Origin of the sequence: Pseudomonas danubii (assembly GCF_042980055.1) — a bacterium.
Taxonomy (GTDB): Bacteria; Pseudomonadota; Gammaproteobacteria; order Pseudomonadales; family Pseudomonadaceae; genus Aquipseudomonas; species Aquipseudomonas danubii.
On record NZ_CP116502.1, the window covers coordinates 2,688,069 to 2,712,226 of the forward strand.

General features: G+C 62.7%; 22 protein-coding genes. 15 read left to right on the forward strand and 7 right to left on the reverse strand.

Annotation, left to right across the window (positions count from 1 at the left end; genetic code table 11):
- Positions 1 to 188: 188 nt before the first annotated feature.
- A complete protein-coding gene (locus tag PFZ56_RS12455; RefSeq protein ID WP_110595004.1) occupies positions 189 to 1,535 on the forward strand; it encodes an MFS transporter in 1,347 nt (448 codons plus the stop codon).
- A 64-nt stretch (positions 1,536 to 1,599) separates the two neighbouring features.
- Here the strand turns inward: PFZ56_RS12455 and rapA are convergent, their stop codons facing one another.
- On the reverse strand, positions 1,600 to 4,449 hold the full coding sequence (rapA, locus tag PFZ56_RS12460; RefSeq protein WP_102878638.1) for an RNA polymerase-associated protein RapA: 2,850 nt from the start codon (positions 4,447 to 4,449) through the stop codon (positions 1,600 to 1,602).
- 218 nt (positions 4,450 to 4,667) lie between these two features.
- Here rapA and PFZ56_RS12465 point away from each other — a divergent pair, with 218 nt between their 5' ends.
- Positions 4,668 to 5,009 (forward strand): aspartate-semialdehyde dehydrogenase, encoded by a 342-nt coding sequence (locus PFZ56_RS12465; RefSeq protein ID WP_102861487.1) that lies wholly within the window; start codon positions 4,668 to 4,670, stop codon positions 5,007 to 5,009.
- On the opposite strand, the gene PFZ56_RS12470 is transcribed toward PFZ56_RS12465, so the two are convergent.
- The 3 genes from PFZ56_RS12470 to PFZ56_RS12480 all read right to left on the reverse strand — a co-directional run bounded on the left by PFZ56_RS12470 (position 5,006) and on the right by PFZ56_RS12480 (position 7,636).
- Positions 5,006 to 6,214 (reverse strand): aminotransferase class V-fold PLP-dependent enzyme, encoded by a 1,209-nt coding sequence (locus PFZ56_RS12470; protein WP_170002624.1) that lies wholly within the window; start codon positions 6,212 to 6,214, stop codon positions 5,006 to 5,008. The two genes, PFZ56_RS12465 and PFZ56_RS12470, sit on opposite strands and share 4 nt — an antisense overlap.
- Entirely contained in the window at positions 6,211 to 6,681 is a 471-nt protein-coding gene (locus PFZ56_RS12475) for a RidA family protein (protein ID WP_102878640.1), read from the reverse strand. The genes PFZ56_RS12470 and PFZ56_RS12475 overlap by 4 nt, the downstream gene beginning before the upstream one ends.
- An 88-nt stretch (positions 6,682 to 6,769) precedes the next feature.
- Entirely contained in the window at positions 6,770 to 7,636 is an 867-nt protein-coding gene (locus PFZ56_RS12480) for a LysR substrate-binding domain-containing protein (protein WP_222933714.1), read from the reverse strand.
- Between the two features lie 205 nt (positions 7,637 to 7,841).
- Here PFZ56_RS12480 and PFZ56_RS12485 point away from each other — a divergent pair, with 205 nt between their 5' ends.
- Both PFZ56_RS12485 and ccoM read left to right on the forward strand, forming a co-directional pair.
- Positions 7,842 to 8,003: a hypothetical protein gene (locus PFZ56_RS12485; protein WP_162884110.1), complete on the forward strand. Its 162-nt coding sequence runs from the start codon at positions 7,842 to 7,844 to the stop codon at positions 8,001 to 8,003.
- 144 nt (positions 8,004 to 8,147) lie between these two features.
- The gene (ccoM, locus tag PFZ56_RS12490; protein ID WP_015634423.1) at positions 8,148 to 8,264 is read left to right on the forward strand and encodes a cytochrome c oxidase subunit CcoM; all 117 of its coding nucleotides are present in this window, start codon (positions 8,148 to 8,150) and stop codon (positions 8,262 to 8,264) included.
- A 127-nt stretch (positions 8,265 to 8,391) separates the two neighbouring features.
- Here the strand turns inward: ccoM and PFZ56_RS12495 are convergent, their stop codons facing one another.
- Together PFZ56_RS12495 and PFZ56_RS12500 are read right to left on the reverse strand one after the other, a co-directional pair.
- Entirely contained in the window at positions 8,392 to 9,867 is a 1,476-nt protein-coding gene (locus tag PFZ56_RS12495) for an inorganic phosphate transporter (RefSeq protein WP_170002626.1), read from the reverse strand.
- 376 nt (positions 9,868 to 10,243) lie between these two features.
- On the reverse strand, positions 10,244 to 10,444 hold the full coding sequence (locus PFZ56_RS12500) for a hypothetical protein (RefSeq protein WP_102861491.1): 201 nt from the start codon (positions 10,442 to 10,444) through the stop codon (positions 10,244 to 10,246).
- Positions 10,445 to 11,130: 686 nt separating this feature from the next.
- On the opposite strand from PFZ56_RS12500, the gene pcaR reads away from it, so the two are divergent.
- The 11 genes from pcaR (at position 11,131) to pcaC (ending at position 22,239) form a co-directional block, all read left to right on the forward strand.
- Positions 11,131 to 11,973, forward strand: coding sequence for a pca regulon transcriptional regulator PcaR (gene pcaR, locus PFZ56_RS12505; RefSeq protein WP_016962563.1), 843 nt, complete (start codon positions 11,131 to 11,133; stop codon positions 11,971 to 11,973).
- Positions 11,974 to 12,262: 289 nt separating this feature from the next.
- Positions 12,263 to 13,609, forward strand: coding sequence for an MFS transporter (locus tag PFZ56_RS12510; RefSeq protein WP_170002628.1), 1,347 nt, complete (start codon positions 12,263 to 12,265; stop codon positions 13,607 to 13,609).
- 306 nt (positions 13,610 to 13,915) lie between these two features.
- The gene (locus PFZ56_RS12515; RefSeq protein ID WP_102861493.1) at positions 13,916 to 14,773 is read left to right on the forward strand and encodes a CoA transferase subunit A; all 858 of its coding nucleotides are present in this window, start codon (positions 13,916 to 13,918) and stop codon (positions 14,771 to 14,773) included.
- Complete coding sequence (locus PFZ56_RS12520; protein ID WP_102861494.1) at positions 14,773 to 15,552, forward strand: CoA-transferase subunit beta; 780 nt, start codon at positions 14,773 to 14,775, stop codon at positions 15,550 to 15,552. The genes PFZ56_RS12515 and PFZ56_RS12520 overlap by 1 nt, the downstream gene beginning before the upstream one ends.
- A complete protein-coding gene (gene pcaF / locus PFZ56_RS12525; RefSeq protein ID WP_170002689.1) occupies positions 15,549 to 16,754 on the forward strand; it encodes a 3-oxoadipyl-CoA thiolase in 1,206 nt (401 codons plus the stop codon). Before PFZ56_RS12520 ends, pcaF begins: the two co-directional genes overlap by 4 nt.
- A gap of 37 nt (positions 16,755 to 16,791) precedes the next feature.
- Positions 16,792 to 17,496, forward strand: coding sequence for a protocatechuate 3,4-dioxygenase subunit beta (gene pcaH, locus PFZ56_RS12530; protein WP_102861496.1), 705 nt, complete (start codon positions 16,792 to 16,794; stop codon positions 17,494 to 17,496).
- 1 nt (position 17,497) lies between these two features.
- A complete protein-coding gene (gene pcaG / locus PFZ56_RS12535) occupies positions 17,498 to 18,064 on the forward strand; it encodes a protocatechuate 3,4-dioxygenase subunit alpha (protein ID WP_102861497.1) in 567 nt (188 codons plus the stop codon).
- 251 nt (positions 18,065 to 18,315) lie between these two features.
- Complete coding sequence (locus tag PFZ56_RS12540) at positions 18,316 to 19,611, forward strand: MFS family transporter (RefSeq protein WP_102878644.1); 1,296 nt, start codon at positions 18,316 to 18,318, stop codon at positions 19,609 to 19,611.
- 48 nt (positions 19,612 to 19,659) lie between these two features.
- On the forward strand, positions 19,660 to 21,024 hold the full coding sequence (locus tag PFZ56_RS12545; RefSeq protein WP_170002630.1) for a 3-carboxy-cis,cis-muconate cycloisomerase: 1,365 nt from the start codon (positions 19,660 to 19,662) through the stop codon (positions 21,022 to 21,024).
- An 11-nt stretch (positions 21,025 to 21,035) separates the two neighbouring features.
- Positions 21,036 to 21,824, forward strand: coding sequence for a 3-oxoadipate enol-lactonase (gene pcaD, locus PFZ56_RS12550; RefSeq protein ID WP_102861500.1), 789 nt, complete (start codon positions 21,036 to 21,038; stop codon positions 21,822 to 21,824).
- A 22-nt stretch (positions 21,825 to 21,846) separates the two neighbouring features.
- A complete protein-coding gene (gene pcaC / locus PFZ56_RS12555) occupies positions 21,847 to 22,239 on the forward strand; it encodes a 4-carboxymuconolactone decarboxylase (protein ID WP_102861501.1) in 393 nt (130 codons plus the stop codon).
- A 69-nt stretch (positions 22,240 to 22,308) separates the two neighbouring features.
- Here pcaC and PFZ56_RS12560 read toward each other — a convergent pair whose 3' ends face one another.
- Complete coding sequence (locus PFZ56_RS12560; RefSeq protein ID WP_170002632.1) at positions 22,309 to 23,571, reverse strand: OprD family porin; 1,263 nt, start codon at positions 23,569 to 23,571, stop codon at positions 22,309 to 22,311.
- Between the last annotated feature and the right edge of the window lie 587 nt (positions 23,572 to 24,158).

Sequence of the window (24,158 nt, forward strand, 5' to 3'; positions counted from 1 at the left end):
GGTACTGGGGGCTGTGGCGAATTCGCCGCGCCGCGCTGTGAGGGTTTTGAAGGTCGCGGCCGGGGCCTGCATGCGATGGTTTGATATCAGGCTGACGAATGATCACAGACAGCCAGGCCGGGCCTGACTAGATTGCAGCTTCCAGGCTCGCTCGCGTCTGGCCGAATAACAATAAAGAGATCGACCCCATGGATAACTCGACTCAAGCGGCAAATGCCTGGCGCATTCTGTTCCTGTTGTTTTTGGCAAACCTGTTCAACTTCTTCGACCGCACCATTCCCGCCATCATCATCGAGCCGATCCGCATGGAATGGCACTTGAGTGACTTCCAGCTGGGGATCATCGGCACCGCCTTTACCATCGTCTATGCCATCGCCGGCCTGCCCCTCGGGCGCCTGGCCGATACCGGCTCGCGGAGCAAGCTGATGGGCTGGGGCCTGGCGGTGTGGAGCGGGCTGACGGCGGTCAACGGCATGGTCGGCAGTTTCTGGAGTTTCCTGCTGGTGCGCATGGGGGTGGGCATTGGCGAGGCGAGCTACGCACCGGCGGCCAACTCGCTGATCGGCGACCTGTTCCCCGCGCACCGCCGGGCCCGGGCCATGGGTATCTTCATGCTTGGCCTGCCCCTGGGGCTGGTGCTGGCCTTCTTCACCATCGGGGCCATGGTCAAGGCTTTTGACAGCTGGCGGGCACCGTTCTTCATCGCTGCGGTACCCGGGTTGGTGCTGGCGGTGTTCATGTTTTTCATCAAGGAGCCCAAGCGCGGCGCGGCGGAAGCGGTGAAGGTGGCACAAGTGCCTGTCGACCGTCCGATTCGCCGGGTGTTGGCGATTCCGACCTTTCTCTGGCTGACCTTGGCCGGGCTGACCTTCAACTTCGCCACTTACGCCTGCAACTCCTTCCTGGTGCCGATGCTGCAGCGTTACTTCCTCATGCCCTTGCAGGAGGCGGCCATGGCGACGGGGCTGATTGTCGGCGTTACCGGGTTGGTGGGTTTGACCCTGGGTGGCTGGGTCGCCGACAAGATTCATCAGCGGGTTGCCAACGGCCGCCTGCTGTTTGCGGCCTGCAGCCTGATCATCTCGACCTTGGCCACTGGCTGGGCGTTGCATGCCGGGCGCGTCGAGATCGGGGTATTTGTCGCGGTGTTCAGCGTCGGCTGGCTGTTTGCCTACAACTTCTACACCTGTGTCTATACCGCTTTGCAGGACGTGGTCGAACCCCGTTTGCGGGCCACGGCCATGGCCTTGTTTTTCGCCGGTCTGTACCTGCTGGGCGGCGGGTTGGGGCCAGTGGTGGTCGGCGCGCTGTCGGATCACTTCGCCCACTCGGCGATGTATGCCGCCGGTGCCGAGCTGATGACCGAGGAGTTCAAGGCCATCGGCCTGCACGACGCCATGTACCTGATTCCGGTGGCGCTGTTCCTGACCCTGCTGTTTCTGTTCCAGGCCGCTCGTTGTTTTGTCCGCGATGCCCAGCGCATGAAGGAGGGGCTGGCGCTGGCTGAGCCTGCGGCGACGGCGTTGGCGGTCTGATCTGGCAGATGAAAAAAAGGCCCGCACGATGCGGGCCTTTTGTTTAGCGCTTGGCGTCGGGCAATCAGCCCGCCACCAGCACCCGGATCGCTTCCAGGCGCAGGGCGGCTTTTTCCAGCATCGCCAGACCCTGTTCCCGTTGCTTGCGCAGGGCGACCAGCTCGCTGTCACGGACGGTCGGGTTGACCGCCTGCAAGGCGGTCAGGCGCGCCAGTTCTTCATCGGTATCGGCCGCCAGGCGACGTTGGGCCTCGGCCACGCGCTCGGCGTGACGCGGTGCGACCTTGGCTTCGCCAGCGTTGATCTTCGGCGCCAGCTGGTCGCGCTGGGCCTGGATGAACTTGTTGGCGCTGGCCTTGGGCACGCTTTCCAGTTGGTCGTTGAGGGTCTCGAAAGCCACCCGTGCCGACAGGTCGTTGCCGTTGGCGTCCAGCAGGCAGCGCAGGGCGGCCGGCGGCAGGTAGCGGCCCAGTTGCAGCGAACGCGGGGCCACGACTTCACTCACATACAGCAGTTCAAGCAGCACGGTGCCGGGTTTGAGCGCCTTGTTCTTGATCAGTGCCACGGCGGTGTTGCCCATGGAACCGGATAGCACCAGGTCCATGCCGCCCTGCACCATCGGGTGCTCCCAGGTGATGAACTGCATGTCTTCGCGAGACAGCGCCTGGTTGCGGTCGTAGGTGATGGTTACGCCTTCGTCGTCGCCCAGGGGGAAGCTGGCATCGAGCATCTTCTCGCTGGGCTTGAGGATCAGGGCGTTTTCCGAATGGTCCTCGCTGTCGATGCCGAAGGCGTCGAACAGGGTTTCCATGTAGATCGGCAGGGCGAACTGGTCGTCCTGTTCGAGGATCGCTTCCACCAGCGCATCGCCTTCACCGGCGCCGCCGGAGTTGAGCTCCAGCAGGCGGTCGCGGCCGGTATGCAACTCGGCTTCCAGGCGCTCGCGTTCGCCACGGGCTTCGTCGATCAGGGCTTGCCACTCGCCGTCGTCGGCGTTTTCCAGCAGCGGCAGCAGGCGCGGGCCGAACTGGTGCTGCAAGGCGTTGCCGGTCGGGCAGGTGTTGAGGAAGGCGTTCAGGGCTTCGTGGTACCACTGGAACAGGCGCTCTTGCGGGCTGGTTTCCAGGTACGGCACATGCAGTTCGATCACGTGTTTCTGGCCGATCCGGTCGAGACGGCCGATCCGCTGCTCCAGCAGGTCCGGGTGCGACGGCAGATCGAACAGCACCAGGTGGTGGGCGAACTGGAAGTTGCGGCCTTCACTGCCGATTTCCGAGCAGATCAGCACCTGGGCGCCGAACTCTTCATCGGCGAAGTAGGCGGCAGCCCGGTCGCGTTCGAGGATGTTCATGCCTTCATGGAAGACCGTGGCCGGAATGCCGGAGCGCACGCGCAGGGCGTCCTCCAGATCCATGGCGGTTTCCGCGTGGGCGCAGATCACCAGGACCTTGGTGCGCTTGAGCATCTTCAATTGGTCGATCAGCCACTCGACCCGCGGGTCGAATTTCCACCAGCGCTGTTCTTCATCGCTGGCGTCGGGCTGGGCCTGGAAGCTGACTTCCGGATACAGCTCGGCGTGTTCGCCTAGGGGCAGTTCCAGGTATTCGTCCGGGCACGGCAGCGGGTAGGCGTGCAGCTTGCGCTCCGGGAAACCTTGCACGGCGGCGCGGGTGTTGCGGAACAGCACGCGGCCGGTGCCGTGGCGGTCCAGCAGTTCGCGCACCAGGCGCGCGCTGGCTTCGCTGTCGCCGTCGTTGACTGCGGCCAGCAGGGCTTCGCCTTCGTTGCCGAGGAAGCCGTGGATGGTCTGGTGCGCTTCGGGGGACAGGCGGCCCTTGTCCAGCAACTCCTGGACGGCCTCGGCCACCGGGCGGTAGTTCTCGCTCTCGGCGCGGAAGGCCGCGAGGTCGTGGAAGCGATTCGGGTCCAGCAGGCGCAAACGGGCGAAGTGGCTGTCCTGGCCCAGTTGTTCCGGGGTCGCGGTCAGCAGCAGCACGCCAGGGATGGTCTCGGCCAGCTGTTCCACCAGGGCGTATTCCGGGCTGACCTGATCTTCGTGCCACACCAGGTGGTGGGCTTCGTCCACCACCATCAGGTCCCAGCCGGCGGCGAACAGCGCGTCCTGGGCCTTCTCGTCGTCCACCAGCCACTCCAGGGCCACCAGGGCCAACTGGGTGTCTTCGAACGGGTTGCTGGCATCGCTTTCGATAAAGCGCTCTTCGTCGAACAGTGCCACTTGCAGGTTGAAGCGCCGGCGCATTTCCACCAGCCACTGGTGCTGGAGGTTTTCCGGAACCAGGATCAGCACCCGGCTGGCGCGGCCCGAGAGCAGTTGGCGATGGATGACCAGGCCGGCCTCGATGGTCTTGCCCAGGCCCACTTCGTCCGCCAGCAGGACCCGTGGCGCGATACGGTCGGCGACTTCACGGGCAATGTGCAACTGGTGGGCGATGGGTTGGGCGCGCACGCCGCCCAGGCCCCAGAGCGAGGACTGCAGTTGGCGGCTGGTGTGTTCCAGGGTGTGGTAGCGCAGGGAGAACCAGGCCAGCGGGTCGATCTGCCCGGCGAACAGACGGTCGCTGGCCAGACGGAACTGGATGAAGTTCGACAGTTGGGTTTCCGGCAGGGTAACGGCCTCGTTCTGCCCGTTGAGGCCGTGATAGACCAGCAGGCCGTCGACGTCGTCGACTTCCTGAACAGTCATTTTCCAGCCTTCGAAGTGGGTGATGCTGTCCCCTGGAGAGAACCTCACGCGAGTGAGGGGCGCATTCCGTAGCGCATACTGGCGGGTGTCGCCAGTGGCCGGATAGAGCACGGTCAGCAAGCGACCGTCCTGTGCCAGAACGGTGCCTAAACCTAGCTCGGCTTCGCTGTCACTAATCCAGCGTTGCCCCGGTTGATACTGCTGCGCCATGCTGCCTGACTCCCGCTTTGAAAAAGCCGACTATCTTAACGGAACGACGCTTCCAGTCCAAAGAACTCTGATAAAAACCCCTGGAATAAAAGGTAGCGTACAGCGGCGTTCGTCGGCCCCGAGGGCACTATCGGCTGACGACCGGGTCACAGTTTTGCGACCGATGGCTCAAGTCGCCCGTGCCGCAGCCGACAGCCTGCCGACAGGAGACCCATAACATGCTGCCACCGATGCTCCCCTTGAGTGCCGTGCCCATCACCGCCCAGCAGGACCCGATCCGGCAGCGTCCGGATATCCCGCCAGTGGTGCCGGTGCAGGAAAGCTCCAACGAAAGCACCATCGACTTGCAAAAGCGCGATGCCGAGCAGTCGGCCCTGCTCTTGCGCGAGGAGCAGCAGCGCCAACAGGAAAAGCAGCGGCGCAAGCGTGAGGCCGATGACGATCCGGAGCAGCACCTGGCAGTGCCCGGCGACGAATTGAACGCCGACAACACCGTGCCGGTGGCACCGCTGATCGAGGATGCCCCGCGCCAGGGCCTGTGGGTGGACGTGCAGGTCTAGCCTGCGGGGCCGTGTTCGGCCAGTTCCGTCAGCGCCTCCAGCAGGCACTGGATTTCCGCTTCGGTATTCAAATAGCTCAGGGCGATCCGGGCAATCTGGGTCAGGCCTCGGGCCTGCATGTCCAGCGGGGTGTAGGCCACGCCATTAGCACCGATATTGATGCCCCTTCGAGCCAACGCTTCCTTCAGTGCAAAACAGTCCCAGCCCTTGAGGGTGAAGGCAATCAGGCCTGACTGCTGCCCGGCGACCCCCAGGTCCTGGCGCTGCAGGCCGGGCAGGCGGTCGAGGTCCTGACGCAGCGTGTCGGCCAGGGTCTTGATCCGCTGGTGTATGGCGTCGATACCGATGCTGTTCAGTTCCTGCAAGGCATTGGCCAGCCCCGCCAGCAGCACCAGCGAAACTTCGCTGGTTTCGAAGCGCCGTGCATCGTCTCGCAAACTGAAGCCCTGGCCGTTCCAGGGAGCAGACAAGACATCCCGCGGCAGTGGCTGCAACTGTTCCAGGAAGCCCGGCCTGACATAGAGCAGGGCCGTGCCCCGTGGCCCGCGCAGGTATTTGCGTCCCGCGCCTTTGAGCACGTCGCACCCCAGCGCCTCTACATCACAGGGCAGTTGCCCCAGGGCCTGGCCGGCGTCGATGAAATAGGGAATGCGCCTATTTCGGGCCAGTTGGCCGACGGCGGCGGCCGGATTGATCAAGCCGCCGTTGGCCGGCAGCCAGGTCAGGGCGATCAGGCGCACGCGCGAGTCGAGCATGGATTCAATGGCCTCCACCGAAACCGCGCCATGGCGGTCGCAGGGGATGACTTCCAGTTGGGCGCCGGCACTTACCGCCTGGGCCAGGCAGGCCAGGTTGCCCCCCCATTCATGGCGCCCCACCAGAATCCGGTCGCCCGCTTGCCACGGCGGCAGGGCGCTGAAGGCCATGCTCCAGGCTGCCGAGCCGCTGCTGGCAAAGGCGATTGCAGCGGGACTGGTATTGAGCAGCCGGGCTGCGGCCTCGCGGGCCTGTTCCTGCAGCTGTGCGCCGGTGATGGCGGCCTCCATCGGCCCTTCACGGGCTTCCCGTTGCAGTTGTCCGAGCATGGCGTCCAGGCTGCCCTGGCTGGGCAATGAAGCACCCGCGTGGTTGAAGTGGCAGACCTGGGCACAGCCGGGTGTGGCCTCGCGCAGACGGGCGAGGTGCGCTGGGTCCAGGGGACTCATGGCTTGAGTTCGAAAATCGCGTCGACCTCCACGGCGACCCCGGCGGGCAGGCTGGCCACACCCACCGCGGTGCGTGCATGCCGGCCTTTCTCACCCAGGGCGTTGACCAGCAGGTTGGAAGCGCCATTGGCCACGATGCCATGGCTCTGGAAGTCGGCACTGGCGGCAATGAATACACCGAGCTGGCTGATGCGCTGCAGCCGCGACAGGTCGTCGTCCAGTGCCGCGCTCAACTGGGCCAGCAAGGCCAGGGCCGCGAGCTCGGCGGCCTGGGTGCCTTGCTCCACTGTCAGGCTTTCGCCGAGACGGCCCTGCAGGGTCGGTTGACCTTGCAACAAGGGAATCTGTCCGGAGATCAGCAGCAGGTTCTGGCTGCGTACATGGTTGACGTAGTTGGCGATTGGCTGGCTGGGGGCGGGTAGTTCAAGCCCCAGTTGCTGCACGCGGTGTTTCAGGGAGTCGCTCATGGGAAGTCCTCGGATGCAAGGTCTGCAGCATCCGCGTTCAGTCCAGGAGCGACAAACGGATAGATCTAATTTGACGTATCTGAATTTCTCATGGGTCGAGGCCTTGCTCCTGCAGCCACTGGGTAAAGCACTCCAGAGCTGGGTTCGACGCTCCTTCAGCGGTCACCAGCCAGTAGCCGATCTGACTGCACAAGGGCGGCAGGTCGAAGGCATCCACCAGGCTGCCCTGGGCCAGATGGCGTTGGATCAACTGGCGACGCCCCATGGCAATGCCCTGGCCGGCCACCGCGGCCTCTACCACGATGTTGTAGTCGTGCAGCATCACCCTGGGGTGGGAGGCAAGGTCCATAGCCTGTTGCCTGCTCCAGTCATCCCACTCGAAGGGTTGATGGGAGCGAGCCATCAGCAAGGGGCCATTGGACAGTGAGGTGGCTTTGAAGGCAGGGCTGCAGACTGGCGATAGCTGCTCGGCGAGAAAACGCGTGGCCCGGACCTTTGGCCAGTTGCCCTTGCCGTAGCGAATAGCCAGGTCGACCTCGGCGCCGGCGACATCCGCCAGGTCGATGGCCGGTAGCAATTCCAACTGGATCTTTGGATGGCGGCGGTTGAAGTCTGCCAGGCGAGGCGCCAGCCACAAGGTGGCGAAGGACGCCAGCAGACCGATGCGCAACACCTGTTGCCCAGCGGGCGCAAGCAGCGCCTGGGTGGCTTGGGCGATCTGCTCCAGGGCCGGACGAATCTGTCGGTAATAGGTGTCGCCGGTGGCGGTCAGGTCGATGGCGCGAGTCCGACGTATGAACAGGCGTTGGCCCAGGTGCTGTTCGAGTTTCTGCACTTGATGGCTGACCGCGCTCTGGCTCACGCACAGTTCCCGAGCCGCCTTGATAAAGCTCAGGTGGCGGGCCACGGCCTCGAATGCGCGCAGGGCCAGCAGTGGCGGCAGGTGCTTGGGCATTTCCACATCAGGCTCCGTGGGGCGGTTTGCAAAGGGCCATTGTGCGGATAAAAACTCTTCACGGCAGCGACTTTATTGCCTTTGTGCCGGTCTGATCACTGGTCAGGTGCGGCGGCACGCCGCATTATTGGCCTATCCGCCAGGGCCGCTCTGCATCCTGTAGCAGTGCGGTTGATATTGACCTCCCAGTGATGCCAGCCAAGCCATGAATCAAGACGACAAGCTGATCGACCTGAATGCCGAACGCGCCAAGCGTGTGCATGACCTGAACGAGAAACGGCTGAATGAAGTACGCCAGGCATTCGAGCAGGCCATGCCTTTGGGCAAGGCCAAGAAAAAGCCGAAAAACAAACCGAAAAAGCGCTGAACTGGGCGCTTTCTGTTGATACAGGTCAGTTATTTCCCCTTCCTCGCGCCCAGTCTTGGGCGACATTGACCCCGGTCAATTTTCCCCGCGGCCTCTTTGGTTAACTTAGCCCCATCGCAACAGGGCAAGAGCAGGAGGCCAGTCATGTTTTTCGACAATGTGGTGATCGCCGGAGTGCTGACTGTCGGCCTCATGGTTCTGTTTTTCGCAGGGTTTGGATTCTTCATCTGGAAAGACGCGAATAAGCGTAAAAAACCTTAAGTCTCTCCAGAGCAACGAGCACGCAAGGCATTTTGGGCAACTTCGGTTGCCCTTTTTTTTGCCTGTGGAAAAGGCATAAAAAAAGGTGCGCCCCGAGGGGCGCACCTTTTTTGTTGGTGCTGGGGTATCAGCTACCCAGGACTTTGGAGGCCGCCCAGAACAGACCGGCAGACAGGGCCACGGTCGCCGGCAGGGTGAGGACCCAGGCCAGGAGGATGGTTCTCACCGTACCGCCTTGCAGGCCGCTCTTGTTGGCGACCATGGTCCCGGCCACGCCGGAGGAGAGTACGTGGGTGGTGGAGACCGGCAGGCTGAAGATGTTCGCCAGGCCGATCAGGCCCGCCGCGGTGATCTGTGCCGACATGCCCTGGGCGTAGGTCATGCCCTGCTTGCCGATCTTCTCGCCAATGGTCAGCACCACACGCTTCCAGCCGATCATGGTGCCCAGGCCCAGTGCCAGGGCGACGGCCAGGATCACCCAGAACGGTGCGTACTCGGTGGTGGCGGTCAGGTCCTTGCGCAGCTTGTCCAGGTCAGCCTTTTCACGGGCCGACAGGTTCGGCAGTTTGCCCACTTTCTTCGCCGTGTCGTCCAGGCACAGCAGGTAGCGACGCACTTCGATGCGGCTTTCCGGCGACAGCGAGTGGTAGTCGGCGACACCCTTGAGGCTGCTCAGCAGGGCGCTGATGGTGGGTTCGGTCTGTTGCGGGTTGCAGCGGAACTTGCCCGGCAGGTCGTCTTTCACGCTCTTGCCCAGGGCCAGGAACTCGCCCAGGGAGTCGTGGTTGCGCTCGTAGAACTGACTCAGGTGCAGGGTCGCGTCGCGGGTACGCTCGATCTGGTAGGTGGTGCTGTTGAGGTCCAGCACGAACTGCGCAGGCACGATGCCGATCAGCACCAGCATGATCAGGCCAATGCCTTTCTGACCATCGTTGGAACCGTGGACGAAGCTCACGGCCATCGCCGAGATCACTAGAACCAGGCGGTTCCAGAACGGTGGGTGCTTCTTGTCATCGACCTTGCGGCGCTGTTCCGGGGTCTTGTGCATCTTCGAGATCGGACGCCACCATTTCAGACCAATCAGCACCAGCGCAGCTATAAGGAAGCCGGCCATCGGCGAGAACACCAGGGAGGCCCCGATATCGATCGCTTTCTGCCAGTTCACGCCGTCCCCCAGGGGAATGTCGTTGATCAGGGCGTTGGCCAGGCCGACACCGAGGATCGAGCCGATCAGGGTGTGGGAACTGGAAGCCGGGATGCCGAAGTACCAGGTGCCCAGGTTCCAGGCGATGGCCGCGGCCAGCAGCGAGAAGACCATGGCCAGACCGTGACCGGTGTTGACATTGATCAGCAGCTCGACCGGCAGCAGGTGAACGATGGCATAGGCCACGCCGACGCCGCCCAGCAGCACACCGAGGAAATTGAAGACACCGGAAAAGAACACGGCCAGGTGTGGCGGCATGGCTTTGGTGTAGATGACAGTGGCAACCGCGTTTGCGGTGTCATGAAAGCCGTTGATGAACTCGTAGGCGAGGACAAAAGCCAGGGCGAGCAAGAGGCTCACAAGCACCCAAGCATCCAGTCCGCTGAATAAATCGATCATGAAGGTTTTCTGACCCGGTCATAAGGGGGCGCGATTATGCCAGAAAACCCTGCTAATCAATGCACAAGGTGCTAACCGGTAACATTCTTCAACGAAAAAACTGACCGGGAGCAGAGTTTTCGCCAATTTTCACCAAATGTGGCAAGTCATTGAGTTTATTGGGCCAAAGCACGATGACGAGGGTTTGAGCCCGGGAGTGAGAAGGTTCAAACGCTTGTATGAAATTTCAACGAAAGGGCCTGCCGGGTACCGTTTCTCGCTGTGGGTGGGGCGAGGCGGTGAGGGGCCCGGGGTAGCGAGCATCAATGGTCTGCCTGGCCGCTGGGGTGATCGAGCGGACAAGAGAGCAAGCCCTGAGAAGCTCAGGCCGCCGGCATTATGGCTGTTCGGCCTTGAGCTCTTTTTCCATCTTTTGCAGTTCTTGGGTGAACGCCTGGTCGCGAATACTTGCGCGTTTGCGCCAAGGTTTGCGTTCAGGTTCCGGTTGGGCGGCATAACGGGTGATCTCGCCGCCGTAAACTTCCTTGTAACGTTGTTCCTGGCGCTCAAGTTCCGCGCGCAGTTCGTCTTTCGTCACAGTGTTACCTAATTGAGTAAGGGTCCATTCCGGTGCAACGCATTGCTTGTGGGCGACTATCAAGAAAGCAGACTGATTGCCTGCCGAGGCCTTGGGGCCTGCTCTTTCCAGTCAGCCTTTTGTTGCATGCGGCCACGTCACCGGATGAAAACGACTGTCGTAGCAACAGTGTTGTTTGTTGCAAGCGGATTGGCCGAATCTGGTTAGGGGTCAAGCGCTTGCGACAGGTGACCGATTGCAGCCTTGGGTCACCTGAGCGAGGTACGAGCGGGACTGATTGCGCGTTACTCACTTCGGCAGTATAGCCTCGGCAAAGAATAACTCTACGCTCGGCAAGTTTAAAACTGTCAACTTTATTGTGAGCGTTTTGTGACACGGAAGTTCTAATGAATTCCTACACGGCGCTTCCCGTCTTCGTACTCCGTTGGTAGAAATCTATATGGGGCTATTCCGCTCTTGATACAAGTGGCAGGTTTGAAGATGGTCACTGAGTCCACCGCCTGCTGGTGATTATTACCATGAGTTTTTGCAATAAAAGAGTGGGCGAGTGGTTGGCAGCGGCAAGTACCGCAGATTGCGATTATCGGTCGACGGTTCGATAATCGCCCAATCTTGTAGGGGCTGACTTGTGCTGCCTCTCCAATACGGCTTGTAATACGGAAGAATTTCATCGCAGAGACCCTGAAATGAACGATCAGATGCGTAATTCCTTCACCTCAGTGGCGCCGCCTATCGTGGCTTCGGCAGCGAAGAGGATTCAGGCGTTGACCGGTGACCCGGATTTCATGACGTCTCTGGCCCGTGGCCTGGCGGTGGTGCAGGCGTTTCAGGAACGCAAGCGTCACCTGACCATCGCCCAGATCAGCCACCGCACGGAGATTCCCCGAGCGGCAGTGCGCCGCTGCCTGCATACCCTGATCAAGCTGGGGTACGCCACCACCGACGGGCGTACCTATTCGCTGCTGCCCAAGGTGCTGACCCTGGGTCACGCCTACCTGTCGTCGACGCCCCTGGCGGTTTCCGCGCAGCCTTATCTGGACCGCATGAGCGAGCAACTCCACGAAGCCTGCAACATGGCCACCCTGGAAGGTGACGACATCCTCTATATCGCCCGTTCGGCCACTACCCAGCGGTTGATTTCCGTCGATCTTTCGGTGGGCGGCCGGCTACCGGCCTATTGCACGTCCATGGGGCGGATTCTGTTGGCCGCGCTGGATGACTCCTCGCTGCATGAGTATCTGGAACACGCCGATCTGCAGGCCAAGACCAGCCGTACCCTGCATACCCCCGAAGCCTTGCTGGAGTGCTTGCAACAAGTGCGTCAGCAAGGCTGGTGCATCGTCGACCAGGAGCTGGAGCAGGGACTGCGCTCCATAGCGGTGCCGGTGTACGACGCCTCGGGCCAGGTGCTGGCAGCATTGAACGTCAGCACCCACGCGGGTCGGGTCAGCCGCGCCGAATTGGAACAGCGTTTTCTCCCCGGCCTGCTGAGCGCCAGCCGCGATCTCAGCGCCCAGCTGTTTGCTTAAGCGTTCGATAAACGCACAGATCCGCCTTTGACGAATTGACGCTCTTTCCCCTGGCTCATTAATGTCGCGCCAGCGTCATCGGCGGCCAGCCGGCATTGCCAGCCTGCGGCCGATGACCCGTCCAATAATAATGAAGAGGCCAACTCATGAGCATGCTCTCCCTGCGTCGTTGCCGTGACCGTTCCTGCCGTCCCGCTCGAATCGCCTGATTTTCGCCACCTTTTCTACGTGACCTGATCAGCCCTTGGCGGCCTGTGCGCGCCTGCGTTTTAGTGTGGAAATAAAAACAATGAATCAACCCCAATCCGCTGTAGGGAACTGCCTCGATGTGCAGTCCTTCATCAATTCCCAGCCGCTGTCGCGTTACCAGTGGCGAGTCGTGATCCTGTGTTTCCTGATTGTCTTTCTCGATGGCCTGGACACCGCGGCCATGGGCTTCATCGCCCCGGCGCTGTCCCAGGACTGGGGCATCGACCGTGCCAGCCTGGGCCCGGTGATGAGTGCGGCGCTGATCGGCATGGTCTTCGGTGCCCTGGGTTCCGGGCCCCTGGCTGACCGTTTTGGTCGCAAGGTGGTGCTGGTAGGGGCGGTGCTGCTGTTTGGCGCCTTCAGCCTGGCTTCGGCCTACAGCACCAACGTCGACCAGTTGCTGGTGCTGCGCTTTCTCACCGGCCTGGGATTGGGGGCGGGGATGCCCAATGCCACCACGCTGCTTTCGGAGTACACCCCCGAACGTCATAAGTCGCTGTTGGTGACCAGCATGTTTTGTGGGTTCAACCTGGGCATGGCGGGCGGTGGTTTCATTTCCGCCAAGCTGATCCCGGCCTTCGGCTGGCACAGCCTGCTGCTGATCGGCGGCGTCCTGCCGCTGATCCTGGCCCTGGTGCTGGTGGTCTGGCTGCCGGAGTCGGCGCGTTACTTGGTGGTGCGCAATCGTGGCACCGACAAGGTGCGCAAGACCTTGGCCCCCATCGCTCCAGCCATCGTCAGCGAGGCCGGCAGTTTCAGCGTGCCGGAGCAGAAGACGGTGAAGGCGCGCAACGTCTTTGCCGTGGTCTTCTCCGGCACTTACAGCGTCGGCACGCTGCTGCTGTGGCTCACCTATTTCATGGGCCTGGTGATTGTCTACCTGCTGACCAGCTGGCTGCCGACCCTGATGCGCGACAGTGGCGCGAGCATGGAGCAGGCGGCCTTTATCGGCGCCTTGTTCCAGTTTGGCGGAGTGCTCAGTGCAGTCGCCGTGGGCTGGGCCATGGACCGTTTCAATCCGCACAAGGTGATTGGCTGTTTCTACCTGCTGGCCGGGGTCTTCGCCTACGCCGTGGGACAAAGCCTGGGCAATATCACCGTGCTCGCCACCCTGGTGCTGATCGCCGGCATGTGCGTCAACGGTGCGCAATCGGCGATGCCTTCCCTGGCGGCGCGTTTCTATCCGACCCAGGGACGGGCCACCGGGGTGTCCTGGATGCTCGGCATCGGTCGATTCGGCGCCATTCTCGGTGCCTGGATGGGCGCCACCCTGTTGGGCCTGGGCTGGAACTTCGAGCAGGTGCTGACCGCGCTGGTGATCCCGGCGGCGCTGGCCACCACGGCGGTGGTGATCAAGGGCATGGTCAGCCACGCGGACGCGACCTGAGGCTATCTCGCCCTGTAGCCGCTGGCAGGCTGCGACCGGGCCCGGAGGGCCCGCTGCTCCTGAAGGCCCATCGCAAGGTGCCTCGAAGTGCATCGCAGCCTACGGCAGCACGCACAGCCGGCCCGCAAGGCTGTTTCGGGGCGCAGGAGCGGTAATCGATAGCCACGCAACAATCCGTTCGATAATCGAACGCTCAGTCGATTATCGGATTGTTTGGGGTATTGCTCCGGCTTAATCTTCAGTCACTGCGGCGCGCCTAGAGCGCCTTTTCTCCAGTCGCTGAATAACAATCGGGAGACCCCATCCATGGCTGAAATCCTTTCGCTGCACGACGCGGTGAAGCAATTCGTCAACGACGGTGACACCGTCGCACTCGAAGGCTTCACCCACCTGATTCCTACGGCCGCAGGTCATGAAATCATCCGCCAGGGCAAGAAAGACCTGACCCTGGTACGGATGACGCCTGACCTGATCTACGACCAGTTGATCGGTGCCGGTTGCGCTCGCAAGCTGATTTTCTCCTGGGGCGGCAACCCGGGTGTCGGCTCCCTGCATCGTCTGCGCGACGCCGTGGAAAAGCAGTGGCCACAGCCCCTGGAAATTGAAGAGCACAGCCACGCCGACCTGGCCAACGCCTATGTGGCCGGGGCCTCCGGCCTGCCATTCGCGGTACTGCGGGCCTATGCCGGCTCCGATCTGCCCAAGGTCAACCCACTGATCAAGACCGTGACCTGTCCCTTCACCGGTGAAGTGCTGGCGGCGGTGCCTTCGGTGCGTCCTGACGTGACGGTGATTCACGCGCAGAAAGCCGATCGCAAGGGCAACGTCCTGCTGTGGGGCATCCTTGGGGTGCAGAAAGAGGCCGCCCTGGCCGCCAAGCGCTGCATCGTTACCGTCGAAGAAATCGTCGACGACCTGAATGCGCCAATGAACGCCTGCGTGCTGCCGACCTGGGCCCTGAGCGCGGTGTGCCATGTGCCCGGCGGCGCCCATCCGTCCTACGCCCATGGTTATTCCGAGCGCGACAACCGCTTCTACCAGGCGTGGGACCCGATCGCCCGCGACCGTGAGACCTTCACCGCGTGGATCAACGAATACATCCACGGCAGTGCCGACTTCAGCGAATTCCAGGCCAAGCTGGCCGCAGCTTCGGAGGCCCAGTAATGACCTACTCCACCAATGAAATGATGACCGTGGCCGCAGCCCGTCGCCTGCAGAACGGCTCGGTATGCTTCGTCGGCATCGGCCTGCCGTCCAAGGCCGCCAACCTGGCGCGCCTGACCTCGTCGCCGGACGTGGTGCTGATCTACGAATCCGGCCCGATTGGCGCCAAACCCAGCGTGCTGCCGCTGTCTATCGGTGACGGTGAACTGGCGGAAACTGCCGACACCGTAGTCCCCACCGGAGAGATTTTCCGCTACTGGCTGCAAGGCGGGCGCATCGATGTGGGGTTCCTCGGCGCGGCCCAGGTCGACCGCTTCGGCAACATCAACACCACAGTGGTGGGTGATTACCACCGGCCCAAGGTGCGCCTGCCGGGGGCCGGCGGCGCTCCGGAGATCGCCGGTTCGGCGAAAAGCGTGCTGATCATCCTCAAGCAGTCTTCCCGTTCCTTTGTCGACAAGCTGGACTTCATCACCTCCGTCGGTCACGGCGAGGGCGGCGACTCGCGCAAGCGTCTGGGCCTGCCCGGCGCCGGGCCGGTGGGGATCATCACCGACCTGTGCATCATGGAACCGGAAGCCGGTACCCACGAATTCGTCGTCACTTCCCTGCACCCGGGGGTGACCCGCGAGCAGGTGGTGGCCGCCACCGGTTGGGCGATCCGTTTCGCCGAGCACGTGGCCGAGACGGCCGCGCCTACTGAAGTCGAACTGACCGCCCTGCGTGAGCTGGAAGCACGCACCGCTGCGGCCCACGGCCAAGCACCTGGAGAAGCCTGATGCGCGACGTATTCATCTGTGATGCCATTCGTACTCCCATCGGCCGCTTTGGCGGCGGCCTGTCGGCGGTGCGCGCCGACGACCTGGCGGCGGTGCCGATCAAGGCGCTGATGGAGCGCAACCCGACGGTGGATTGGACTGCCGTGGACGAGGTGTTCCTCGGCTGCGCCAACCAGGCCGGTGAAGACAACCGCAACGTGGCGCGCATGGCGCTGCTGCTGGCGGGCCTGCCGGACAGCGTGCCGGGCGTCACCCTCAACCGCCTCTGCGCCTCGGGCATGGATGCCATCGGCACCGCCTTCCGCGCCATTGCCAGTGGCGAGATGGAACTGGCCATCGCCGGCGGCGTCGAGTCCATGTCCCGTGCGCCTTTTGTGATGGGCAAGGCCGATGCCGCCTTCTCGCGCAACATGAAGCTGGAAGACACCACCATCGGCTGGCGCTTCATCAACCCGCTGATGAAAGCCCAGTACGGTGTGGATGCCATGCCCCAGACCGCCGACAACGTGGCCGACGACTATAAAGTGTCCCGCGCTGACCAGGACGCCTTCGCCCTGCGCAGCCAGCGGCGCACCGCCGCGGCCCAGGCCGCCGGTTTCTTCGCCGAGGAAATCGTCCCGGTGCGCATTGCCCACAAGAAGGGCGAGAGCGTGGTGGAACAGGACGAACATCCACGGGCCGACACGACCCTGGAAGCCCTGGGCAAACTCAAGCCGGTCAACGGCCCGGACAAGACCGTCACCGCCGGCAATGCGTCCGGGGTCAACGATGGTGCTGCCGCACTGATTCTGGCGTCGGCCGAGGCGGTCAAGAAACACGGCCTGACTCCACGTGCGCGAGTGCTGGGCATGGCCAGCGCCGGTGTGGCGCCACGAGTGATGGGCATTGGCCCGGTGCCGGCGGTGCGCAAACTGATCGAGCGCCTGGGTGTGGCCGTCAGCGATTTCGATGTGATCGAACTCAATGAAGCTTTCGCCAGCCAGGGTTTGGCGGTACTGCGGGAGCTGGGTCTTGCCGACGATGCGCCGCAGGTCAATCCCAATGGCGGCGCCATTGCCCTGGGTCACCCCTTGGGCATGAGCGGCGCGCGCCTGGTGCTGACAGCCCTGCATCAGCTGGAAAAGAGCGGCGGTAAAAAAGGCCTGGCCACCATGTGCGTGGGCGTCGGCCAAGGGCTGGCACTGGCCATCGAGCGGGTTTGAATGCCTGCCCTATATAAGAAGAGAGCGAGGAACCACCATGAGTGACAAGCCCGGTTACCGGCGCCCGCAAGCGGGTACTCAGCCTGATTACCTGCACCCGGCCTACCAGTCGACCAACACCCGCTCGCCGTCCAAGCCGCTGGTGTTCCTGCCCCATTCGCTGTCGGAAATCACTGGCCCGAGCATCGGCGCCGAGTCGATCCAGGAGCGGGACAACGACCTGACGGCCCAGCACCAAGGCCAGCCCCAGGGCGAGCGGATCATCATCCACGGCCGGGTGCTGGACGAGAACGGCCTGCCGGTGCCGGGCATCCTGGTAGAGATCTGGCAGGCCAACGCCGCCGGTCGCTATAACCACGACCGCGACCTGCACGACGCGCCCCTGGACCCGAACTTCACCGGCACCGGGCGTACCGTCACCGATGCTGAGGGCTGGTATCAGTTCCAGACCATCAAGCCCGGCGCCTACCCCTGGGGCAACCACCACAATGCCTGGCGTCCGGCGCATATCCATTTTTCGCTGTTCGGCCCGAGCATCCTCACCCGTCTGGTGACCCAGATGTATTTCCCCGGGGACCCGCTGCTGGAATATGACCCGATCTACAACTGCGTGCCGGACACCCGTGCCAAGGAACGCCTGATCGCCCGCTTCGACCTGGAGAAAACCATTCCTTCCTACGCCCTCGGTTACCGTTGGGACATTGTCCTGCGCGGCCGCGATGCCACGCCGATGGAGAAATAACATGAGCCTGACCGCGACTACCTCCCACACCGTCGGCCCCTACTACCACATCGGCCTGACCTGGCTGAACCGCGAAGACCTGACCGAAGAAGGCACCCTGGGCGAGCGAGTGGCAATCACCGGCCAGGTGGTGGACGGCAACGGCAACTTCGTCAACGACGCCATGCTGGAAGTCTGGCAAGCCAACGCTGCCGGCAAGTACCGCCACTGCGAGGACGACCAGGACAAACCTCTGGACCCGAGCTTCCAGGGTTTTGGCCGGGTCCCGGTGGATGGCGAAGGGCGCTTCCGCTTCACCACCATCAAGCCGGGCGCGGTGCCGGGTCTGAAGGGCACGACCCAGGCGCCGCACCTGGTGGTGCTGGTGTTCGCTCGGGGCCTGGTCAAGCACTTGCTGACCCGGATCTATTTCGAGGGTGAACCGGCCAATGCCACTGACCCCTTGCTGGCCTGTGTACCCGAGGAACGCCGCAGCACCTTGCTGGCCAAGTCCGATGCCGAGGGCCGCTATCAGTGGAACGTGATCCTCCAGGGCACCGACGCCGAAACCGTGTTCTTCGACTACTGAGCCGGAGCACTGTGTAGCCGCTGCCGCAGGCTGCGAACGACCCGAAGGGGCGCGGGGTTCTCAAGGTTGCGGCGAGTTTGGCGAGAGATTGCCGAGCAAGGCCCTGCGTACCGAACGCGGCCCGGCCTTTCGCAGCCTCGCCGTGGCTCGGCAGCGGCTACAGGGCAGAACCACAGGGCCCACGTCCCGTAGGGAACGGGGTTGTTGCAAAGTGTGTCTAGATTCGCACTGTCCCCCATGAGTGAAAAACCATGACTACAACGACAAGTCACTACACCGCAGAGGAGCGCAGCAAAAGGATCTTTGCCATTGTCGGTGCGTCCTCCGGCAACCTGGTGGAGTGGTTCGACTTCTACGTCTATGCCTTTTGCGCCATCTACTTCGCTCCGGCTTTCTTCCCCTCTGACGATCCCACCGTGCAACTGCTCAACACGGCCGGGGTATTCGCTGCGGGGTTCCTGATGCGTCCCATCGGCGGCTGGTTGTTCGGCCGGGTTGCCGATCGTCATGGGCGCAAGAACTCGATGATGATCTCGGTGCTGATGATGTGCGCCGGCTCCCTGGTCATCGCCTTCCTGCCGACCTACGCCAGCATCGGTGCCTGGGCGCCGTTCCTGCTGCTGGTGGCGCGCCTGTTCCAGGGCTTGTCGGTGGGCGGCGAGTACGGCACCACCGCCACCTACATGAGTGAAGTGGCGCTCAAGGGCCAGCGCGGTTTCTTCGCGTCCTTCCAGTACGTGACCCTGATCGGCGGACAACTGCTGGCGGTGTCGGTGGTGGTGATCCTCCAGCAGTTCCTCGATGAGGCCGAGCTCAAGGCCTGGGGTTGGCGCATTCCCTTCGTGATCGGCGCCATCGCGGCGGTGATCTCGTTGCTGCTGCGGCGTTCGCTGAAGGAAACCACCAGCAAGGAAATGCGTGAGAACAAGGACGCCGGCAGCATCGCCGCGCTGTTCAAGCATCACTCGGCGGCCTTTATCACCGTGCTGGGCTACACCGCTGGCGGCTCGCTGATTTTCTACACCTTCACCACCTACATGCAGAAGTACCTGGTGAACACCGCGGGCATGCACGCCAAGACCGCCAGCTACATCATGACCGGCGCGCTGTTCCTTTATATGTGCATGCAGCCGCTGTTCGGAATGCTCGCGGACAGGATTGGCCGGCGTAACTCGATGCTCTGGTTCGGCGCCCTGGGCACCCTGTTCACGGTGCCGATCCTGATGACCCTCAAGACCGTCACCAGTCCGTTCCTGGCCTTTGTACTGATCACCCTGGCCCTGGCCATCGTCAGTTTCTACACCTCCATCAGCGGTCTGGTGAAGGCGGAGATGTTCCCGCCACAAGTGCGGGCGCTGGGGGTAGGCTTGGCTTATGCGGTGGCCAATGCGATCTTCGGTGGCTCGGCAGAATGGGTGGCCCTGAACTTCAAGAACATGGGCATGGAAAACACCTTCTACTGGTATGTCACGGCGATGATGGCGATTGCTTTCCTGTTCAGCCTGCGTCTGCCGAAACAGGCTGCATACTTGCACCATGACCTTTGACCCGTACGCCTGTGCCCGCCCAGGGCACAGGCGCACCAAGGACTGTTTATGACCTTACCTGCGAGCAACCAGTTGTTCGATGCCTACTTTACTGCCCGGGAAATGCGTGGGGTGTTCTGTGACCAGGGGCGAGTCCAGGCCATGCTCGACTTCGAGGCTGCCCTGGCCCGGGCCGAGGCGCGCACCGGGTTGATTCCAAGCGCGGCGGTTGCCCCCATCGAGGCGGCTTGCCACGCCCATCTCTATGACTTCCAGGCCCTGGGTGAAGCGATCGCCACGGCCGGCAATTCGGCGATTCCTCTGGTCAAGGCCCTGGGCAAGCAGATCGCCCGGACCGATGCCGAGGCCGAGCGTTATGTGCACCTGGGCGCCACCAGCCAGGACGTGATGGACAGCGGGCTGGTGCTGCAATTGCGCCGCGCCGTGGACTTGCTGGAGCAGGACCTGAACCGTCTGGGCGGCATACTCGCGGCCCAGGCCCAGCGCTATGCCGACACGCCCCTGGCCGGCCGTACCTGGCTGCAACATGCCACGCCGGTGACCCTGGGCATGAAGATCGCCGGTTGGCTGGGGGCCGTGACCCGCAGCCGCGAACGGCTGCAGCAACTCAAGCCGCGTCTGCTGGTGCTGCAGTTCGGCGGTGCCTCCGGAACCCTGGCGGCCCTGGGCGAACAGGCCCTGCCGATTGCCCAGGCCCTGGCGCAAGAACTGCAACTGAGCCTGCCGGAACAGCCCTGGCACACCCAGCGCGACCGTCTGGTGGAGTTCGCCTCGGTGCTGGGCCTGCTGGCCGGCAGCCTGGGCAAGCTGGGGCGGGATATCAGCCTGTTGATGCAGACCGAGGCGGCGGAAGTCTTCGAGCCTTCGGCGCCGGGCAAGGGCGGTTCGTCCACCATGCCGCACAAGCGCAATCCGGTGGGCGCGGCGGTATTGATCAGCGCCGCGACCCGGGTTCCGGGCCTCTTGGCGACGATGTTTGCCGCCATGCCCCAGGAGCACGAGCGCAGCCTCGGCTTGTGGCACGCTGAATGGGAAACCCTGCCGGAGATCTGCTGCCTGGTGTCTGGAGCCCTGCAACAGGCCTTGCTGGTCGCCGAGGGCCTGGAGGTCGACAGCGCACGCATGGCGCGCAACCTTGACCTGACCCAGGGCCTGGTTCTGGCGGAAGCGGTGAGCATTGAACTGGCCCAGCGCCTGGGGCGGGAGACGGCCCATCACCTGTTGGAACAATGCTGCAAGCGTGCGGTGGCTGAACGACGCCATCTGCGCGAGGTATTGGCGGACGATGCCCAGGTCAGCGCCGAGCTGTTGGCGCCAGAGCTGGATCGTCTGATGGACCCGGCGCATTACCTCGGTCAGGCCCAGGCCTGGGTCGAGCGCGCCGTGGCTGAACATTTTGCCTTGAAGGCCTGAAGGAGACTGCTGTGGGATTCGTGAAACTCGCCGAGGGCGATCTGCACTATCAACTCGAAGGGCCAGAGGGCGCGCCGGTACTGGTGCTGTCCAACTCCCTGGGCACCGATCTGCACATGTGGGACAAGCAGATCGCGGCGTTCACCCGGCACTTTCGGGTGTTGCGCATGGACACGCGCGGCCATGGCCGTTCGCTGGTGACCGAGGGGCCTTACAGCATCCAGCAACTGGGCCAGGATGTGCTGGCACTGCTGGATGCCCTGGATATCCGCCGGGCGCATTTCTGCGGTCTGTCCATGGGCGGCCTGATCGGCCAGTGGCTGGGGATCAATGCCGGCGAGCGTCTGCACAAGCTGGTGGTGTGCAATACCGCGGCGAAGATCGGCGACCCGTCCATCTGGAACCCACGGATCGAGACCGTGCTGCGTGACGGCCAGGCCGCCATGGTGGCGCTACGCGATGCCTCCATTGCCCGCTGGTTCACCGAGGACTTTGCCGCCGCGCGTCCTGATCAGGCCAAACTGATCACCGACATGCTCGCCGCCACCTCGCCCCAGGGTTATGCCGCCAACTGCGCAGCGGTGCGGGATGCGGATTTCCGTGAGCAACTGGCAGCGATCAAGGTGCCGACCCTGGTGATTGCCGGCAGCGAAGACGCGGTGACGCCGCCTTCTGGCAGTCACTTCATCCAGCAGCACGTGGCCGGCGCCGAGTACGCCGAGTTCTATGCCGCGCATCTGTCCAACGTCCAGGCCGGTGACGCGTTCAGCGACCGTGTCGTGGAATTCCTGCTGGCCTGACCCCGGATTCAAGGAGCCCTTTGTGGACGAGAAACAACGTTATGACGAAGGCATGCAGGTCCGCCGCGCCGTACTGGGCGACGCCCATGTGGACCGCAGCCTGAATGCCCTGAACGAGTTCAACTCGGAGTTCCAGGAAATGATCACCCGCCATGCCTGGGGTGATATCTGGACCCGTCCGGGCCTGCCGCGGCATACCCGCAGCCTGATCACCATTGCCATGCTGATCGGCATGAACCGAAACGAAGAACTCAAGCTGCACCTGCGGGCTGCTGCCAATAACGGCGTGAGCCGAGCCGAGATCAAGGAGGTGATCATGCAGAGCGCGATCTACTGCGGCATCCCGGCAGCCAATGCCACCTTCCACCTGGCCGAATCGGTGTGGGACGAACTGGGCACCGAATCGCGTGTGTAACCCGTTCCATGGCTCAACAAAAAGGCCAGCCCGATCACCGGGCTGGCCTTTTTGTTGGGCGTTGCGCGGTTACAGCAGGCTCAGCGGATAGCTGACGATCAGGCGGTTCTCGTCGAACTCGTTGTTGCTGAAATCACGGCGCATGGTGGAGTTGCGCCATTTCAGGTTGAGGTTCTTCAAGGTGCCGCTCTGCACCGTGTACCCAAGCTCGCTTTCCCGGCCCCATTCCTTGCCATCGCTGACGGTGGTGGTGTGCACGTTGCTGCCGCTGATGTAGCGGTTCATCAGGGTCAAACCAGGCACACCCAGGGCGGCGAAGTTGTAGTCATGGCGCAGTTGCCAGGATTTTTCCTTGGCGTTGTCGTAGCTGGCGTTGTAGCTGTCGTTGGCCAGGGTCCCGCCGCTGGTGCCATTGACCCGCATCCAGCCGCTGTCGCCAGTGAGTTTCTGCAGGCCGACGTAGAAGGTGTTGCCGCCGTATTTGGCCGAGAACAGGCCGGACCAGGTGCGGTTTTCCAGATCGCCGGCCCGGGCGCTGCCGTCTTCCTTGCCGTAGAAGAAGCCCAGGTTGGCACCCAGGGTCCAGTCGCCCAGCGGCTGGGTGTGGATCAGGTTAACGAACTTCTGGCTGTAGATGTCCTTGAGCTCGGCATTCCACAGGCCGATCTGGGTGCGCTTGTCATTGAAGGCGTATTCGGCCCCCTGGAAGTTGAAGCGATCCGAGGTGAAGGCCGCTTTGCCGAACATCGTCATGTCGCTCATGCTGCTGTCGTCGCGTGGGCTGTTGCCACGGAACTGACCGCCGTAGAGGGTCAGACCGGCGATTTCCTTCGAGGTGATCTGGCCGCCGCGGAAGGTTTGCGGCAGCGAGCGACCGTCATCCGAACGCAGGATCGGCAGCACCGGCATCCATTCGCCAACCTTGACCTCGGTCTGCGACAGCCGGGCCTTGAAGGCCACTCCCAGGCGCCCGAAGTTGTCCGCCGGGCGCCCGTCGTGGTCCAGGGGCAGCAGCTGGGTGCCGCCGGTGCCCTTGCCACCGTCGAGCTTCAGCGAGTACAGGCCCAATACATCCATGCCGAAGCCTACCGTGCCCTGGGTGAATCCTGACTTGGCGTCGAGGATGAAGCTCTGGGTCCACTCTTCAGCCTTGCCCTGGACCTTGCTCGGGTTGGTGAAGTTGCGGTTGATGTAGAAGTTGCGCAGGTTCAGGTTGGCCTGGGCATCTTCGAGAAAGCCCGACTCTGCGGCCATGACCGGCAGGGCGGCGCTGGTCAGCGCCAGGGCCAGAAGGCTGGGCAGAAGGTGTTGCGGCGGGGTGATTGGCTTCATTCGTCGGTCTCTCTAATTGTTAGGGGTGCAACGATCCACTGCCGCAAAAAGCCCATGCGGACAGCTTTCAAGGTGTGGGAGGTGGCGCTTGCAGGATCAGCCGGAGCGGGCAGGACGTGAGGGCATGGCATCGAACCTGTTGTTATTGGTGTGTTCGGGTGCCGGGAATGGTGCGTCGCGGATCAGGGCCGATCAATTGGCGAATGCGGGTTCTGGGCGATTAACGAACAGTTATCGGGCCGGGTGTGGTGGGGCGCCAGGGTATATATCCCTGATGAATCCTGAGGTTGTCCTCGCTGATCGATCAATGCTGGAAGTTGCGCTATTTCCATGACGCTGCGGGCGGCATCAACTAGTTAATAAAAAGGACTTATTGCTTTAGTAGTAAATCCTTGTTGTTGGATGTTGTTCTTATATAAAAGGATATAGGGCTAATCGCCAGTTAAACTTGATATTCGGTGTTATCGATTATCGTAAAAAGGTTTAAGTGAAAGGTTTGTGCTCGCTGGAAAAGCAGGTTTGCCTTGCTATATTGAAGTTCCTCAAGGCGGACAAGGATAAGTTTAAAGTTTCGTCGGGAGAGGGCT

What these genes read in the sequence shown, in the direction of transcription:
- PFZ56_RS12455 (WP_110595004.1), top strand. Translation starts at nt 189, where the DNA reads ATGGATAACTCGACTCAAGCGGCAAATGCCTGGCGCATTCTGTTCCTG.
- rapA (WP_102878638.1), bottom strand. Translation starts at nt 4,449, where the DNA reads ATGGCGCAGCAGTATCAACCGGGGCAACGCTGGATTAGTGACAGCGAA.
- PFZ56_RS12465 (WP_102861487.1), top strand. Translation starts at nt 4,668, where the DNA reads ATGCTGCCACCGATGCTCCCCTTGAGTGCCGTGCCCATCACCGCCCAG.
- PFZ56_RS12470 (WP_170002624.1), bottom strand. Translation starts at nt 6,214, where the DNA reads ATGAGTCCCCTGGACCCAGCGCACCTCGCCCGTCTGCGCGAGGCCACA.
- PFZ56_RS12475 (WP_102878640.1), bottom strand. Translation starts at nt 6,681, where the DNA reads ATGAGCGACTCCCTGAAACACCGCGTGCAGCAACTGGGGCTTGAACTA.
- PFZ56_RS12480 (WP_222933714.1), bottom strand. Translation starts at nt 7,636, where the DNA reads ATGCCCAAGCACCTGCCGCCACTGCTGGCCCTGCGCGCATTCGAGGCC.
- PFZ56_RS12485 (WP_162884110.1), top strand. Translation starts at nt 7,842, where the DNA reads ATGAATCAAGACGACAAGCTGATCGACCTGAATGCCGAACGCGCCAAG.
- ccoM (WP_015634423.1), top strand. Translation starts at nt 8,148, where the DNA reads ATGTTTTTCGACAATGTGGTGATCGCCGGAGTGCTGACTGTCGGCCTC.
- PFZ56_RS12495 (WP_170002626.1), bottom strand. Translation starts at nt 9,867, where the DNA reads ATGATCGATTTATTCAGCGGACTGGATGCTTGGGTGCTTGTGAGCCTC.
- pcaR (WP_016962563.1), top strand. Translation starts at nt 11,131, where the DNA reads ATGAACGATCAGATGCGTAATTCCTTCACCTCAGTGGCGCCGCCTATC.
- PFZ56_RS12510 (WP_170002628.1), top strand. Translation starts at nt 12,263, where the DNA reads ATGAATCAACCCCAATCCGCTGTAGGGAACTGCCTCGATGTGCAGTCC.
- PFZ56_RS12515 (WP_102861493.1), top strand. Translation starts at nt 13,916, where the DNA reads ATGGCTGAAATCCTTTCGCTGCACGACGCGGTGAAGCAATTCGTCAAC.
- PFZ56_RS12520 (WP_102861494.1), top strand. Translation starts at nt 14,773, where the DNA reads ATGACCTACTCCACCAATGAAATGATGACCGTGGCCGCAGCCCGTCGC.
- pcaH (WP_102861496.1), top strand. Translation starts at nt 16,792, where the DNA reads ATGAGTGACAAGCCCGGTTACCGGCGCCCGCAAGCGGGTACTCAGCCT.
- pcaG (WP_102861497.1), top strand. Translation starts at nt 17,498, where the DNA reads ATGAGCCTGACCGCGACTACCTCCCACACCGTCGGCCCCTACTACCAC.
- PFZ56_RS12540 (WP_102878644.1), top strand. Translation starts at nt 18,316, where the DNA reads ATGACTACAACGACAAGTCACTACACCGCAGAGGAGCGCAGCAAAAGG.
- PFZ56_RS12545 (WP_170002630.1), top strand. Translation starts at nt 19,660, where the DNA reads ATGACCTTACCTGCGAGCAACCAGTTGTTCGATGCCTACTTTACTGCC.
- PFZ56_RS12560 (WP_170002632.1), bottom strand. Translation starts at nt 23,571, where the DNA reads ATGAAGCCAATCACCCCGCCGCAACACCTTCTGCCCAGCCTTCTGGCC.